Genomic DNA, 15026 nt, shown 5'->3' on the forward strand with positions numbered 1-15026 from the left:
GAGTCGGGCGCACCCCAGGGGTCTCCCGTTCACCGCGGGCCGGTGGGGGCCGATCGCGCAGTTCCCCGCGCCCCTGGCGGGGCGCTCCGGCTCGGCCTGGACCACACGGCGCCCCGGGCCGGACATAACCCAGGGGTCTCCCCTTCACCGCGGCTCAGTGGGGGCTAGGCGCGCCGTTCCCCGCGCCCCTGACCGGCATCCCGGCCGACCCGGGCCTGACCGTGCCCCCGAGTCGGGCGCACCCCAGGGGTCTCCCGTTCACCGCGGGCCGGTGGGGGCCGATCGCGCAGTTCCCCGCGCCCCTGGCGGGGCGCTCCGGCTCGGGCCGGATGCCACGGTCCCCTGCCCGGGTGCGACCGGAAAGCCCGCGGGGCGTCCCGCTACAGGCGGGGGTCGACCGGTTCGGATTCCAGGGAGAGGATGCCGAACACCGCCTCGTGGACGCGCCACAGGGGCTCGCCCTCGGCCAGGCGGTCCAGGGCTTCGAGGCCCAGGGCGTACTCCCGGACGGCCAGGGACCGCTTGTGGTTGAGGAAGCGGCCGCGCAGGCGGGCGAGATTCTCCGGGCGGGTGTACTCCGGGCCGTAGATGATCCGCAGGTACTCGCGCCCCCGGCACTTGATGCCGGGCTGCACCAGGCGCCCCTGACCGGTGCGCACCACAGCTCCGACCGGCTTCACGACCATGCCCTCGCCGCCGCGGCCGGTCATCTCCAGCCACCAGTCGACACCGGCCCGCACCGACTCCGGGTCACCCGTGTCGACGAAGAGCCGCCGGGTGGTGTGCAGCAGCCCGGTCCAGTCGTGCTCCACGAGCCGGTCGATCAGGGCGAGTTGCTCGTCGTGCGGCAGCGCGGCGAGGCTCCGGCCCTGGACGGCCAGGATCTGGAACGGTGCGAGGCGGACACCTTCGAGGCCGTCCGTGGTCCAGCAGTAGCGGCGGTACGCGTCCGTGAACGCCCCGGCGTCCGCGGCCCGTTCTCGCTGGCGCGCGAGGAGGTCCGTGACGTCGATGCCTCGCGCCGCCGCTCCTTCGAGCGCGGTCAGCACTCCCGGGAACACCGCGCCGGACGCGGCGCCGACAGCGGCGTACTGACTGCGCAGCAGCCCGGACGCCTTCAGCGACCACGGCATCAACTCGGCGTCGAGCAGCACCCAGTCGGTGCCGAGCTCCTCCCAGAGTCCGGCGGCCGTCATGGCCTCCCGCAGCCGCCCGAGGATCTCCTCGGTGACGGCGCCGTCGTCGAAGAAGGGGCGGCCGGTACGCGTGTACAGCGACCCGGTGGGGCCGTCGACGCCGAACCGCTCGCGCGCCGCGCCCGCGTCGCGGCAGACCAGGGCCACCGCCCGCGACCCCATGTGCTTCTCCTCGCAGACGACCCGGGCGACCCCGTCGTCCCGGTACTGGGCGAAGGCCTCGGCGGGGTGCTCCAGATAGCCCTCGACGTGCGAGGTCGCGGTCGGCGCCATGGTCGGCGGGAGGTACGGGAGCAGCCGGGGGTCCACCGCGAAGCGGCTCATGACCTCCAGGGCAGCCGCGGCGTTCTCCTCGCGGACGGCCACCCGGCCGGCGTGCCGGGTCTCGACGACCCTGCGGCCGTGCACGTCCGCGAGGTCCAGCGGACGGCCCTCGTGACCGCCCGGCGCCTCGGTCGCCAGCGGCTTGGCCGGCTCGTACCAGACCTGCTCGGCGGGTACGTCGACGAGTTCGCGCTCCGGCCAGCGCAGCGCGGTGAGCTTGCCGCCGAAGACGGCACCGGTGTCCAGGCAGATGGTGTTGTTGAGCCAGGTGGCCGTCGGAACGGGGGTGTGCCCGTACACGACCGCCGCGCGGCCCCGGTAGTCCTCCGCCCACGGGTAGCGCACGGGCAGCCCGAACTCGTCGGTCTCCCCCGTCGTGTCCCCGTACAGCGCGTGCGAGCGCACCCGGCCCGAGGTGCGGCCGTGGTACTTCTCGGGCAGGCCGGCGTGGCAGACGACGAGCCGCCCGCCGTCGAGGACGTAGTGGCTGACCAGCCCGTCGACGAACTCCCGGACCGTGGCGCGGAATTCGTCGCTCTCCCGGTCCAGCTGCTCGATGGTCTCGGCGAGTCCGTGGCTGTGCTGGACCTGTCGGCCCTTGAGGTAGCGGCCGAGCTTGTTCTCGTGGTTGCCGGGAACGCACAGGGCGTTGCCCGAGCCGACCATGGACATCACGCGGCGCAGCACGCCGGGCGAGTCCGGGCCGCGGTCGACGAGGTCGCCGACGAAGACGGCCGTACGACCGTCGGGGTGCGCACCGTCGACATAGCCGAGCTTGCCGAGCAGTGCCTCCAACTCCGAGGCGCAGCCGTGGATGTCGCCGACGATGTCGAACGGGCCGGTGAGGTGGGTCAGGTCGTTGAACCGCTTCTCGGTCACCACCGACGCGTTCTCGATGTCCTCCACGCCGCGCAGGACGTGCACCTTGCGGAATCCCTCGCGCTCCAACTGGCGCAGCGAGCGGCGCAGTTCGCGGATGTGTCGCTGGATGACGCGGCGCGGCATGTCGGCGCGGTCGGTGCGCGCCGCGTTGCGCTCGGCGCAGATCTCCTCGGGCACGTCGAGCACGATGGCGATGGGCAGCACGTCGTACTTCTTGGCGAGTTCGATGAGTCGGCGGCGGCTGTCCTGCTGGACGCTGGTCGCGTCGACGACGGTCCGGCGGCCGGCCGCGAGCCGCTTGCCCGCGATGTAGTACAGCACGTCGAAGGCGTCGCCACTGACGCTCTGGTCGTTCTCGTCGTCGGCGACCAGGCCCCGGCAGAAGTCGCTGGAGATGATCTCCGTCGGCTTGAAATGCCGTCGGGCGAAGGTCGACTTGCCGGAACCCGACGCGCCGATCAGCACCACGAGGGAGAGGTCGGTGACGGGCAGTACGCGCCCCTGGTAGGTCTCGTCGCTCATGCTGCCTTCTCCTCCTTCTTCGCGGTCGTGTCGGCTGTGGCCAGGGTGAAGACGGCCATCTGGGTCGGCGGGCCGACCTCGGGGTCGTCGAGGCCGACGGGGGTGAACTCCACGTCGTAGCCGTGCCGTCCGGCCACCTCGCGGGCCCAGGAACGGAACTCCTCGCGGGTCCATTCGAAGCGGTGGTCGCCGTGCCGGGAGTGTCCGACGGGCAGGGTCTCCCAGCGGACGTTGTACTCGACGTTCGGGGTCGTGACGAGGACGGTCCGCGGGCGGGCGGAGCCGAACACCGCGTACTCCAGGGCGGGCAGCCGGGGCAGGTCGAGGTGCTCGATGACCTCGCTGAGCACGGCGGCGTCGTATCCCTTGAGCCGGCGGTCGGTGTAGGCGAGCGAGCCCTGGAAGAGCTGGACGCGCGCGGCCTGCCGCTCGCCCATGCGGTCCAGCTTGAGCCGGCGCGAGGCGATGGTGAGCGCACGTATCGACACGTCGACACCGACGATCTCGGTGAACCGGGTGTCCTTGAGCAGCGCCTGCACCAGCTGGCCCTGTCCGCAGCCGAGGTCGAGCACCCGGCTCGCGCCGGACGCGTGCAGCGCGGTGAGGATCGCGTCCCGGCGCAGCACGGCGAGCGGCACCGGCTTCTCCTCGGTGTCGTTCTCCTCGTCGACCGCGTTGTCGATCTCCTCGACCTCGGTGTCGTCGGTCTCGGCGAGCCGGACGAGTTCGAGCCGCTCCATGGCCTCCCGCGTCAGCGACCAACGCCGGGAGAGATAGCGGCTGGTGATCAGCTTGTGTTCGGGGTGGTCGGGCAGCCAGCCCTCGCCTGCCCGCAGCAGCTTGTCGACCTCGTCGGAGGACACCCAGTAGTGCTTGGCGTCGTCGAGCACCGGGAGCAGCACATAGAGGTGGCGCAGGGCCTCGGCGAGCGTCAGCCCCTCCGCCGCCAGTTCCAGGCGTACGTAGCGGGAGTCGCCCCACTCCGGGAACTGCTCGTCCAGCGGCACGGCCTCGACCGTCACGGTCCAGCCCAGCGGTTCGAAGAGCCCTCGGACGAGGTCGGCACCGCCGCGTGCGGGCAGCGCGGGCACCTCGATGCGCAGGGGTCTGGCCTCGGCCGGCAGCTCGGGCCTCGCGGTGCACTGGCCCTTCATCGCGCTGGAGAAGACGCCGCTCAGCGCCACGGCGAGCAGCGAGGACGCGGCGTACGGGCGGTCGTTGACGTACTGCGCGAGCGCCGCGTCGGGGGCGCCGCCGCGCCCCTTGCCCTTGCCTCGCCGGACCAGCGCCACCGCGTCGACCTCGAGGAGCAGCGCGGCTGTGCACCGCTCGGCGGTCGCCTCGGGGTACAGCACATGCGCCGTGCCGTACGAGGTCGAGAACGTCTGCGCGTTGTCGGGATGCTTGTGCAGCAGGAAGCCGAGATCGGTCGCGGGGCGCTCTGGGGTACCGGTGGTACTGATCGTCAGGAACACAGTGGGTCTGCCTCGAAACGTCTGCTGAGCTGCGGGAACCCACCGGGCTGGCGACGTGTGCACCGGAGTGCGCCGCGTCGGTGCCGATGGGCCACAGCGGTGGGCGAGCGCGCCTCGGCCGTCGCCGCTCCCGGCGCGCTCTCCCGGCGCTCGCAGCCGTGGCCACGCCGCGCCGCGGTCGACCGCGGGGGCGACGCCTGCCCTCGGCGCGCCCCCACAACGTACAGCGAACACCCCAGGTGGACCCGGGGTTTTCCGGCGTCTCGGAGGGCGGGCGGCCGGGGTCAGCCGGAAGTCCGGGGCCCCTGGTGCGGGGCATCGCCGTGCCCGTTCAGGCCCGCGCTGTCGAGCAGGGTGGCGGCGGTCGCGACGGCGAGGCCGTCCAGGCCCACGCCCTGCATGACGGCCCGGACGCTCGATCCGTCGAAGGCGACGGTCAGTTGGCGGGCGAGCAGTTCGGGATCCGCGGCTCCCCCGCGCTCCGCCTCCGCCCGGAAGAACGCGGTCAGCGCGTCCTTGCTGCGGCGTGCCACCAGGCTCGCGGGGTGATCCGGCGCCTTCAGCTCCGCGGTCACGGCCACGAAGGGGCAGCCCCGGAAGTCCGGGCGGGCGGCGAGCTCCTCGAGGCGCTCGAAGACGTGCAGGACGCGCGCACGCGGCGGCCGGTCGTCCTCGGCGGGCAGCAGGAACGCCTGGTAGGCGGGCGCGCTGCGTTCCAGGCTCGCCGCCAGGACCCCGTCCTTGCTGTCGAACAGCTGGTACATCGAGCGCTTGGACACCCCGGCCACCCGGCACAGCGCCTCGACGCCGACACCGACGCCCTCGCGGTAGAAGAGCTCCGCCGCGGCGTCGAGCAGCCGGTCGCGGGTCGAGGCGCCGGCGGTCGCGGTCGGTGTCGCCTGTGTCATGGGCCCAGCCTACGTTCTCCGATTGCGCTATGGAAACCGATCGGTTTACAGTTGCTGGAAACCGATCGGTTTCCACGTGTTTCCCAGAGGAGAAGATCATGACCAGCATCGAAGGTTCGGTCGCGCTCGTGACGGGCGGCAGCCGCGGCATCGGCAAGTCCCTGGTGGAGGCCCTCTACGAACGCGGCGCCCGGAAGGTCTACGCGACGGCCCGCGACCCGCGGACCGTCTCCCACCCCGACGCGGTGCCGCTGGCGCTGGAGGTCACCGACCCGGCATCGGTCGCGGCAGCCGCCGCGCAGGCCCAGGACGTCACACTCCTGATCAACAACGCGGGCGCCACGACCTCCACGTCCTTCCTCGACTCCCCCGTCGAGGACCTACGGCGTGAGTTCGACATCAACTTCTTCGGGCCACTGCTCACCACCCGGGCCTTCGTCCCGGCCCTGGAGCGCAACGGCGACGGGCACATCCTGACCGTCCACTCGGTGCTGTCGTGGGTGACGGTGCCCGGGACCGACGGCTACAGCGCCGCGAAGGCCGCCCTGTGGTCCCAGAGCAACGCCCTGCGCCTGGAGCTCCAGCCGCGCGGCATCAAGGTCACGGGGCTGCACGTCGGCTACGTCGACACCGATCTGACCGCGGGCCTCGACGTGTCCAAGATCTCCGCGCACAGCGTCGCCGAGCAGGCCCTCGACGGCATCGAGACGGACGCCCACGAGGTCCTCGCGGACGCGATCACCCGCCAGGTCAAGGCCGGCCTCTCCGGTGAACTGTCCGCGCTGTATCCCCAGCTCGCCGGACAGAGCTAATGCCGCGGCAGGCAACGTTTGCCCGTCGAGGAGCGGCGCCCGGTGCGTGCTCTCGGTGTGCCGGCCGGAAGTCCTCGTACTGGACGTACTTGGGCTTTCGGCCAGTGCGGCGAGAGTGCGTGCCGGGAGTCGCGACGGGGCGACCGTTGCCTGTCGCGGCGCTAGCCCGCCGCGGGCCTCGCCGACGGAGCCGCCCACCCCTGCGGGCCCCGTCGGCCATGGCGCTTCCCGATCGGGAACCGTGTGACAGCGGTTCGGCACGGGGCGCCTGTTGTGACCGGTGCATGATGGATACATGGATCTTCGAGTCTTCACAGAACCGCAGCAAGGCGCGACCTACGAGACGCTGCTCCGCGTCGCCAAGGCCGCCGAAGACCTCCACTACGGAGCCTTCTTCCGTTCTGATCACTATGTGCACATGGGATCCGTCGACGGGCTCCCCGGTCCCACCGACGCCTGGATCACCCTGGCCGGCATCGCCCGCGAGACGAGCCGTATCCGCCTGGGCACCCTGATGACTGCGGGAACCTTTCGCCTCCCCGGGGTTCTCGCCATTCAGGTCGCACAGGTCGACCAGATGTCGGGCGGCCGGGTGGAACTCGGTCTGGGTGCCGGCTGGTACGAGGCCGAGCACACGGCCTACGGCATTCCGTTCCCCAAGGAGAAGTTCGGCCGGCTGGAGGAGCAACTGGCCGTCGTCACCGGGCTGTGGGCGACGCCGGTCGGCGAGCGGTTCACTTTCGACGGGACGTACTACCAGCTCAAGGATTCACCCGCGCTGCCCAAGCCCGCGCAGTCGAAGGTGCCGGTCCTGATCGGCGGCCACGGGGCCAGGCGGACCCCGGCGCTCGCGGCGCGGTTCGCCGACGAGTTCAACATCCCCTTCGCCTCCGTCGCGGACTCGGAGCAGCAGTTCGGCCGGGTGCGCGCGGCCTTGCGGCAGGCCGGGCGCAAGACCGACGAACTCGTCTACTCCAACGCCCTGGTGGCCTGCGTCGGGCGGACCGACAGCGAGGTGCGGCGACGGGCGGACGCCATCGGGCGCGATGTCGACGAGCTGAAGGCGAACGGGCTCGCGGGGTCGCCCGCGGAGGTCGTCGAACGGATCGCCCAGTACCAGGCGGTGGGTTCCCAGCGGATGTATCTCCAGATGCTCGACCTCGACGACCTGGACCAGCTGGACCTGATCGCCTCCGAGGTGACCCCCCAGCTCGCCTGAGCGGCCGAACCTCGCGGGCGGTTCGGTCGGCCGGTTCGCGTGCGGGGGCGGACAGGTCGCCTACTGCGACGGAGGCGGTCGGTTCGCCTGCGGAGGCGGGCTCGCGGGCGGTTCGGTCGGCCGGCTTGCTGCGACGGAGGCGGTCGGTCCGCCTGCGGAGGCGGGCAGTCAGGTCGGCCGGCGCGGCGGGGGCCGGTCGGTTCGGCCGGCGCGGCGGGGGCCGGTCGGTTCGGCCGGCGCGGCGGGGGCCGGTCGGACGGTGGTGACGGCGCGGGTTCGACAGCGGGGCCCGCTTTCCTACCCCGCGGCCGAATCCCTCTCCACCACCCGCTTCTCGTCCCGCACCGCGAGACGCCGCAGCATCTCCAGGACGCGGTCGCGGGACTCGTCCGCCGCGTCGATCGCCTCCAGGCACTGCCAGTAGGTCCCCTCGTCGGCGGCGGCGCAGGCTATGCCGACGAGGGCTATGCCGACCTCGCCCAGCAGGCCGCCGAGGCAGAGCAGGGACTCGCGCGCGTCGCCCAACTCGGTGAGCTGGGCGGCGCGTAACGCGTCGAGTCCGAGGGCGGGGCTGCCGAGCACTCCGCAGCCGCGGCCCGCGAGCTCGGTCAGACCGAGGGCCTCACCGCGGAGTTCGGGAGGTCCGGACACGGCCAGGCGGCTGCCGATCGCCTGAGCCAGGGAATGCGCCTGCCACGCTTCCGCCATCACCTCCGGGGTATCACCGCTCTCCGCCAGGGCACGTCTGCTCGCCACGATGAGCCGCATCGCTTCCATGCGCTGCCCCCGTCTGTCCGACGCGCTCTCGCACGTCCGCCCGAACTCCCTTGTTCACTACCCAGAGTGAAGTCCCTTGAGACGAAAAGCCAGAGGAAGCCCGAAATCTGTGGACACGGAATTGCATCGGGACAACTCGACGACTCCGGAGAGTGACGCATTCCTCTTTTCGGGCTCCGTGACGGCCGCGACGTCAGGGGCTCTCCGGTACCGGGAACCGCCGCTCGTTCCGGTCGATCTTCGCGTCGAGGGCGGCGAGCGGGTCGATGCCCAGCACCTCGCAGAACTGGAGCAGATACGCGAGGACGTCCGCGACCTCGTCGGTCACGCGGTGCGCGGTGTCCTTGTCCTCCATGACGCGGGCCGACTCCTCCGGCGTCAACCACTGGAAGATCTCGACGAGTTCGGAGGCCTCCACGCTCAGCGCGGCGACCAGGTTCTTGGGGGTGTGGTACGGCTGCCAGTTCCGCGCGGCCGCGAACTCGGCCAGTCTGCGCTGCAGCGTCGCTACGTCCAGTTCACTCACGGCGTCAGGTCTACCACCGTGGCCCCGGCCGCCCCGTACGCCTGAGCCCCGTCGCTCACCGTGCCCACCAGCCGGATGTGTCCCCGCTCGCACATCCGCGTCGCCAGCCGCACCAGCTCCCCGGTCTGCCGGGCGTCCAGCCCGCGGTCGAAGCCGTCGGCCAGAACCGTCAGCGACTGGTACGCGGCCGGAACCTCGCCCGCCGGATCGACCTCCAGGACCCCGGGCCCGGTGAGCAGCACCAGGGCCAGCGCGAGATACCGCAGCTCGCCGTCCCCGAGCAGCCCGAGCGGCGTACGGACGCCGTCGCCTCGGTCGAGGAGCGCCCGGACCGTGCCGTCACCGAGCAGCTCGGCCGGCAGGTCGGTGACCGTACCCGCGCAGCCGGCGCGCACCGCCGCGACCAGGTGGGCGTAGCGCCGGCCGCATTCCGACCGGGTGCGCCACAGCACGTCGGCGAGGTTGCCGCAGCCCCGCAGGAGCCGCCCGGAGCCGAGCGGTACGGGCGGTCGCATGGCGTCCGGGCTCGGGTCGCAGGCGTAGACGGAGCGCAGTGCGAGCACCATCTGCTCGGCGGCGGCGAGGACTTGGCGCTCTCCGGGGGTCCGTCCCGCGACCCGCAGGGGCAACAGCGCGGTGCCGAGGCGGTCGTCGGGCAGCGGGACCCTGGTCACCACGGCGGAACCCCCGGTGTGCCAGACCGCCTGGACGGACGGGCGGCCCGGGTCGCGCAGCGCCGTCTCCAGCAGGGTCAGCCCGCCCGCCGACAACCGCTCGCCCACGACGCGCAGTTCGGGTTCGGCCTGCACGGCGACATCGAGCCGGACCGGGCCTTCGGGTCCGTCCACCGTGCAGCCGATGCGGAAGCCCCGGCGGCGCTGGGCGTCGGGCCGGGACCGCTCGGGCACGCAGCCGACCGGGTCCGGGAACACCTCCTGGAGTTCGGCACCGGCACCGAGCCGCGCCAGCGCCTCGTAGGCCCGCAGCGCGGCCGTCTTTCCGCTGCCGCTGGGGCCGGTGACGAGGGTGAGCGGTCCGAGGGAGAACCGGAGGCGGCGATGGGTGGCGAAGGCGGCGAGCCGCAGCTCGGTGACGCCCGGACGGGCGGGGCGCGCCTCCGCCGCCGTGGGGGCTTCCGGCGAGGACAGGGTCATATGCGGACGGTAGGCCTCCACCGGGAGACGAACCGTTACACCCGGGGGACCTTCCTACGATCGGGGGACGGGACCACCCGATCCCGCGCCGCGGAGTCAGAGTCCGGGGACTCCCACCCCCTCCATCAGCCCCCGCACCTCGGTCCCCGGCGGCGTCAGCAGGAACACGTTCCGGTCGACCCGGTGCATGCCGCTCGCGAGGCCGAAGACCACCCCCGTACTGAAGTCCAGGACCCGCTTGGCGACATCGGTCTCCGCGCCGGTCAGGTCGAGGAGGACCGGGATGCCGGACATCAGTGTCTCGGCGACATCGCGGGCGTCCGCGAACACATTGACCCGCAGGACCACGAAACGGCGCCGCGTCTCGGTCTCGGCCTCGGGCATCGACCGGTGGCGGACCGCCGAGGGCCAGGCGTCCCGGCCGCGCAACGGAACGACCTGGGCGAGCCCTTCCCACTGTTCATCGGTGACGTCGTGGCCGTTCATCGGTCCACCCCGTCCTGGCTCGCACTCGTTGTCTGCACCGGGCAATTCTTACGCATGGTCACCCGTTCGGCCCAACAGCGACACGGTCCGCGACGCGGACGGAGGGACGGCGTGTGCGGCAAGCTACGCGTAACCGTCCATATCCATCACGCCGCACAGCAATCGAGGCCTCCCCCATGAGCCTGAGCATCCGCAATCAACTCCCCGGCACCGTCACGTCCGTCACCCCGGGTGAGGTGATGGCGACGGTGAAGGTCCGGCTCGACGCCGGACAGGAGATCACCGCGGCCGTCACCCTGGAGGCCGTGAGCGAGCTCGGCCTGACGTCCGGCTCCACCGTGCGGGCCCTGGTCAAGGCGACCGAGGTGTCCCTGGCGACCGCCCCGGTCACGGGCGTGAGCATCCGCAACCAACTGCCGGGCACGGTCACCGACGTCGCCTCCGGAGGCGCCATGGCCCGCGTCAAGATCCAGATCGCGGGTGGCGAGCTGACGTCCGCGATCACCAAGGACGCCGTCACGGAACTGGGCCTCACGGCGGGTTCCGAGGTCGTCGCGCTCATCAAGTCCACCGAGGTGTCGCTGTCCAACGCCTGACGGGACGGACGGGCCTGACACGCCGGACGGGCGGCGAGCGCGCTCTGCCGCAAGGAACGACGGACGGTGGATCGGTGCCCGCAACTGTTCGGCGGGTACGGGAACATGCTGGAATATCCCATCGCCCGGCTGTACGCGGACGCGCGCATCACCCGGATCCACGCCGGGACCAGCGAGGTCATGAAGGTCATCATCGCCAAATCCCTGGGACTGTGATGTCGGAGACGTCGGACTTCTCGCAACGAGCGGATTTCTCGCATCGGAAGGGTGCCGCGTTCGTCGCGGGCGGCACCGGCGGTATCGGCGCCGCGATCGTACGGACGCTCGCCGAGCGGGGCAGCGACGTGGCGTTCACGTATCGCTCCAGCCAAGCAGCCGCCGACTCGCTCGCCGGGGAGATCGCGGAGGAGTTCGCCGAGCAGGGCCGTCATGTCATGGCTCTGCGGCTCGACCTGGGCGAGGAGCGGGCCGTCGCCGCCGCCGTGTCCGAGGCGGCCGCGGCGTTCGGCGGCCTGCACACCCTCGTCTACGCGGCCGGTCCGCATGTGCCGATGGTGCATCTGAGCAAGGTCGCACCGAGCCGGTACCGCGCCCAACTCGACGCGGACGCCGGGGGTTTCTTCAATCTGGTGCATCCCGCGCTGCCCCTGCTGCGGAAGAGCCGGGGCAGCGTCGTCGCCGTCACCACCGTGGCCACCCGCCGGTTCCCCGTCCGCGACGGGCTCTCCTCGGGCACCAAGGGGGCGGTCGAGGCCGTCGCCCGCGCCCTGGCCGCGGAGGAGGGGCGCTACGGCGTCCGGGTGAACTGCGTCGGACCCGGCATGCTGACCGACGGCATCGCCGCCCGTCTGATCAGCTCCGGCGAACTCGACGACGCGGCCCTGGAGATCACGCGCCACAACATCCCCCTGCGCCGCTTCGGCACCGCAGGGGACATCGCCGAGGCCGTCGCGTTCCTGGCCTCGGACCGCGCCGGCTTCATCACGGGACAGGCGCTGGGGGTGGACGGGGGGTACAGCGTGTAGCTTCTCCCCCGGCCGGCCTGCCGTATCGGGGCGGGTGTCAGACACAGCTCGTCCAGCACACCGGCCGTGTCCAGCACACCGGCTGCGTCCAGGCCATCGGCTGCGTCCAGGCCATCGGCCATGTCCAGGGCCATCGGTCCAGGCCCCCAACACGTCTGACCAGCAGACCTGTTCAGCCATCGTACGAACCGGGCTCGCCCCACCCCCGTACCGACCGGACCTCCACCCCCGTACCGACCGGACCCCCACCCCCGTACCGACCGGACCCCCACCCCCGTACCGACCGGACCCCCACCCCCGTACCGGCCGAACCCGACCCGCCGTACCGACCGGGCGTGTCCGGACGTCGTACGACCAGGGGTTGCCCGGCGCCCGTCACCAGGGCCGTCCGGCCGCCGTCCGGCCGGATTCGCCCCGGCACAACGGCCTGCCTCCGTGCCCGCCCGAGGGCTTCACCGACCCGCCGGAACCGACCCGATCTCGACCACGCGGGCCCACGCGGGCGGCCGGTCCGGCACGTAGTCGGGGTCGTCCTCGTCCCATGAGTCGTCCAGCTCCTGGCGGGAGAAGAGACCCACGACCGTCCGGCACGGAGGTCGCGCTTCCGGCCAGGGGGTCTGCCCGTCGGTGAGGACCACGACGACATCGGGGCGCGGCTGTGCCCGCAGCGCGGCGGCGAATCCCGAGCGCAGGTCCGTGCCGCCGCCGCCCATCAGCGGAATGCCCTCGGCGCGGCACAGCGGGTGCGCGACCCCGGCCGCCGCGTCGCACGACACCACGGTGATCAGGTCCCGCCGGCCGCCCACCGCACGGGAGATGGCGGAGACTTCGAGAAGCGCGCTGCCCAGTTCCGCGTCGCTGACCGACCCGGAGGTGTCGATGACCACCGAGACACGGGGCGGTCTGCGGCGCAGACTCGGCAGGACGACGCCGGGCACGCCCGCCGCGCGCCGCGACGGGCGACCGTAGGTGTAGTCCTCGCCCACGCCGGACCCCGAGGCCGCGGAGCGGACCGCGGCCCCCAGCAACTCCCGCCACGGCTGCGGTGGATGGAAGGCCTCCTCCGCCCACCGCTGCCATCCCTGCGGGCTCTTCCCGGGGCGGGCCTTGATGCCCTGCGCGACCCGGAACCGGACCGCGTCGCGTTCCTGCGCGCTGAGGCCGTGCGCGCCGTCCGGCCCGAGGTCCCACTCCCGTTCTCGTCCGTCGGCGCCGCTGCCGCAGTCCAGCCAGGCCAGGCTCTGGGTGAGCGGCCCGAGCCGGAACCGGCGGAGATAGTCCTCCATGAGCTCGCCCGGGGGCAGTTGCAGGAGTTGCGGCGTGACGGCACCCTCGGGCCGGACGAGCCCTTCACCGAACGCGTCGTCGTTGATCTCGCAGTCCGCGGCGATGTTCATCCGCAGCCGCTCCCCGGGACCCGTGAGTCCGCGCTCGCGGGCGACCCGTTCGCTGCGGCCGTGGTGGTCGCGCAGCAGGTGCGACACCTCGTGCACCCAGACTCCGGCCAGGTCCTCGACGGGCGTCCGGTCCACGAACCCCGGCGAGACGTAGCACCGCCAGTGCCGGTCGACGGCCATCGTCGGCACCCACCGCGACTCGACGGTGTGCAGGGCGAACAGGGCGGTCGCCAGATAGGGCCGGACCCGCGCGGCGTGCAGGCGGGCGGCGAAGAGTTTTTCGAGGTCCAGAGCCCCCGGTGCGCCCGCCGTCATCGTCGCGCCTTCGTGGCGACCGCGGAACGGGCCGCCGCGTCGTCCGCGCGCCGGGACAGGGTCACCGCTCCGGCCAGCCGCTCGATCGACGCCGGGACGTCCCAGTCCTCCTGCCGCAGGGTCGCGAGGGTGGTCGCGGGAACGACCACCAGGTCCGGGGCGCCGGTGTCCAGCGCCCGGACCAGCAGGGCCCAGGCGGCGTCCCAGCGCGCCTTCTCGGGACGCTTGCGGACCGCGGCCACCACACCGTCGAGGACGGCCTGGCGCAGATCCCCCCGCTCGGGCAGGACGGCGCCCGCCGGGTCGGCGAGCAGGGTCTCGGGGTCGGGCAGGTCCATCCGGTCCAGGCTCGCCAGCAGCTCCAGTCCCGGACCGTCCCCCACCGCGCCTCTGACCAGCAGGGAGAGCACTTCCCGGGAGGAGCCGGCGGCGGTCGCGAAGGCGATCAGGCTCAGCGTCATGTCCCAGCTCCGGGGTGAGGGCCAGGCACCGCCCCGGCGGGTCTCACTGCTGGGCAGCCGGTGGACGAGTGCGGGGCGGGCGTCGAGGAGCCCGCACACCGCGCGGCGGGCGAAGTCCACGGCCTCCGGCAGTTTCCGCGGGTCGAGCCGTGGCAGTGTCGCGCGCGGCCAGGTGCCGCCGAGCCCACGCACGACGACCTCGTGGTCGTGGACCCATTGGAGATGGACGAACCGGTTGGCCAGCGGCGGGCTCAGTTCCCAGCCGTCGGCCGCGGAGGAGCGGGGGTTCGCGGCGGCCACGATCCTTACGCCGGGCGGCAGTTGCAGGGTTCCGATCCGGCGCTCGAGGACGAGACGGAGCAGCGCCGCCTGAACCGCCGGGGGCGCGGTGGACAGTTCGTCCAGGAACAGCAGTCCCCGGCCGGCGCGTACGAGTCGCACCGCCCAGTCCGGCGGGGCCATGGGAACGCCCTGCTCGGCGGGATCGTCGCCGAGGATGGGCAGCCCCGAGAAGTCGGACGGCTCGTGGACGCTGGCGATCACCGTGGTGAGCGGCAGATCCAGGGTCTCGGCGAGCTGCGTCAGGGCCGCGGTCTTGCCGATTCCCGGCTCACCCCACAGGAGTACGGGCAGGTCGGCGGCCACGGCGAGGGTCAGGGCCTCCAGCTGGCTGTCGGGGCGCGGTTCGGTACCGGTGCGGCGGAGCAGGGTCAACAGGGCATCCGCGACGTCGAGTTGGGTGGCTCGGGCCGGGTCGTCGAAGGCTTCGGCTTCGGCTTCGGTTGCCGGTTCTGCTCCTGTCTCTGTTTCTGCACTCGCCTCTGTTTCTGCTTCTGCTGCTGTCTCGTGTTCGGCAAACGGGGTGCATGTGGGCATGGTTGATCACCTTTGGGTTCGTGGTGGGCCGCGTGGGCGCAGGGGTGCGGGACCGCCGGGGCGGTCAACTGTCTT

13 protein-coding genes and 1 pseudogene are annotated in these 15026 nt (G+C 72.5%); 5 read left to right on the top strand and 9 right to left on the bottom strand.

Going from position 1 to position 15026, the window contains the following annotated elements; genetic code table 11:
* Positions 1-380: 380 nt before the first annotated feature.
* The 3 genes from ACFWBT_RS24010 to ACFWBT_RS24020 all read right to left on the bottom strand — a co-directional run bounded on the left by ACFWBT_RS24010 (position 381) and on the right by ACFWBT_RS24020 (position 5307).
* Positions 381-2924, bottom strand: a complete 2544-nt coding sequence (locus tag ACFWBT_RS24010) for a polynucleotide kinase-phosphatase (RefSeq protein ID WP_385703716.1) — start codon at positions 2922-2924, stop codon at positions 381-383.
* The gene (locus tag ACFWBT_RS24015; RefSeq protein WP_385703719.1) at positions 2921-4399 is read right to left on the bottom strand and encodes a 3' terminal RNA ribose 2'-O-methyltransferase Hen1; all 1479 of its coding nucleotides are present in this window, start codon (positions 4397-4399) and stop codon (positions 2921-2923) included. Before ACFWBT_RS24015 ends, ACFWBT_RS24010 begins: the two co-directional genes overlap by 4 nt.
* Before the next feature lie 284 nt (positions 4400-4683).
* Positions 4684-5307, bottom strand: coding sequence for a TetR/AcrR family transcriptional regulator (locus tag ACFWBT_RS24020; protein WP_385703722.1), 624 nt, complete (start codon positions 5305-5307; stop codon positions 4684-4686).
* Positions 5308-5405: 98 nt separating this feature from the next.
* On the opposite strand from ACFWBT_RS24020, the gene ACFWBT_RS24025 reads away from it, so the two are divergent.
* Positions 5406-6119: an SDR family oxidoreductase gene (locus ACFWBT_RS24025; protein ID WP_385703725.1), complete on the top strand. Its 714-nt coding sequence runs from the start codon at positions 5406-5408 to the stop codon at positions 6117-6119.
* Between the two features lie 295 nt (positions 6120-6414).
* Positions 6415-7338 carry an LLM class F420-dependent oxidoreductase gene (locus tag ACFWBT_RS24030; protein ID WP_385703728.1) on the top strand — a complete coding sequence of 308 codons (924 nt, stop codon included), beginning with the start codon at positions 6415-6417 and terminating at the stop codon, positions 7336-7338.
* A 297-nt stretch (positions 7339-7635) separates the two neighbouring features.
* Here ACFWBT_RS24030 and ACFWBT_RS24035 read toward each other — a convergent pair whose 3' ends face one another.
* The 4 genes from ACFWBT_RS24035 to ACFWBT_RS24050 all read right to left on the bottom strand — a co-directional run bounded on the left by ACFWBT_RS24035 (position 7636) and on the right by ACFWBT_RS24050 (position 10281).
* Entirely contained in the window at positions 7636-8115 is a 480-nt protein-coding gene (locus ACFWBT_RS24035) for a DUF6099 family protein (protein WP_385703731.1), read from the bottom strand.
* A gap of 193 nt (positions 8116-8308) precedes the next feature.
* A complete protein-coding gene (locus ACFWBT_RS24040) occupies positions 8309-8641 on the bottom strand; it encodes a nucleotide pyrophosphohydrolase (RefSeq protein WP_385703734.1) in 333 nt (110 codons plus the stop codon).
* Positions 8638-9795, bottom strand: a complete 1158-nt coding sequence (locus ACFWBT_RS24045; RefSeq protein WP_385703738.1) for an AAA family ATPase — start codon at positions 9793-9795, stop codon at positions 8638-8640. Before ACFWBT_RS24045 ends, ACFWBT_RS24040 begins: the two co-directional genes overlap by 4 nt.
* 96 nt (positions 9796-9891) lie before the next feature.
* Positions 9892-10281 carry a cell division protein SepF gene (locus ACFWBT_RS24050; RefSeq protein ID WP_385703741.1) on the bottom strand — a complete coding sequence of 130 codons (390 nt, stop codon included), beginning with the start codon at positions 10279-10281 and terminating at the stop codon, positions 9892-9894.
* A 176-nt stretch (positions 10282-10457) separates the two neighbouring features.
* On the opposite strand from ACFWBT_RS24050, the gene ACFWBT_RS24055 reads away from it, so the two are divergent.
* The 3 genes and pseudogenes from ACFWBT_RS24055 to ACFWBT_RS24065 all read left to right on the top strand — a co-directional run bounded on the left by ACFWBT_RS24055 (position 10458) and on the right by ACFWBT_RS24065 (position 11902).
* Positions 10458-10877, top strand: coding sequence for a molybdopterin-binding protein (locus ACFWBT_RS24055; protein WP_385703743.1), 420 nt, complete (start codon positions 10458-10460; stop codon positions 10875-10877).
* Between the two features lie 21 nt (positions 10878-10898).
* Positions 10899-11093 (top strand): annotated as a pseudogene (locus ACFWBT_RS24060) (acyl-CoA dehydrogenase family protein); the annotation flags it as partial.
* On the top strand, positions 11093-11902 hold the full coding sequence (locus ACFWBT_RS24065; RefSeq protein ID WP_385703746.1) for an SDR family NAD(P)-dependent oxidoreductase: 810 nt from the start codon (positions 11093-11095) through the stop codon (positions 11900-11902). The pseudogene ACFWBT_RS24060 and the gene ACFWBT_RS24065, both read left to right, overlap by 1 nt.
* Positions 11903-12354: 452 nt before the next feature.
* Here ACFWBT_RS24065 and ACFWBT_RS24070 read toward each other — a convergent pair whose 3' ends face one another.
* Positions 12355-13614 carry a VWA-like domain-containing protein gene (locus ACFWBT_RS24070; protein WP_385703748.1) on the bottom strand — a complete coding sequence of 420 codons (1260 nt, stop codon included), beginning with the start codon at positions 13612-13614 and terminating at the stop codon, positions 12355-12357.
* Positions 13611-14951 (bottom strand): AAA family ATPase, encoded by a 1341-nt coding sequence (locus tag ACFWBT_RS24075; protein ID WP_385703751.1) that lies wholly within the window; start codon positions 14949-14951, stop codon positions 13611-13613. The genes ACFWBT_RS24070 and ACFWBT_RS24075 overlap by 4 nt, the downstream gene beginning before the upstream one ends.
* Between the last annotated feature and the right edge of the window lie 75 nt (positions 14952-15026).

Source organism: Streptomyces sp. NPDC060027, from assembly GCF_042737005.1.
Taxonomy (GTDB): Bacteria; Actinomycetota; Actinomycetes; order Streptomycetales; family Streptomycetaceae; genus Streptomyces.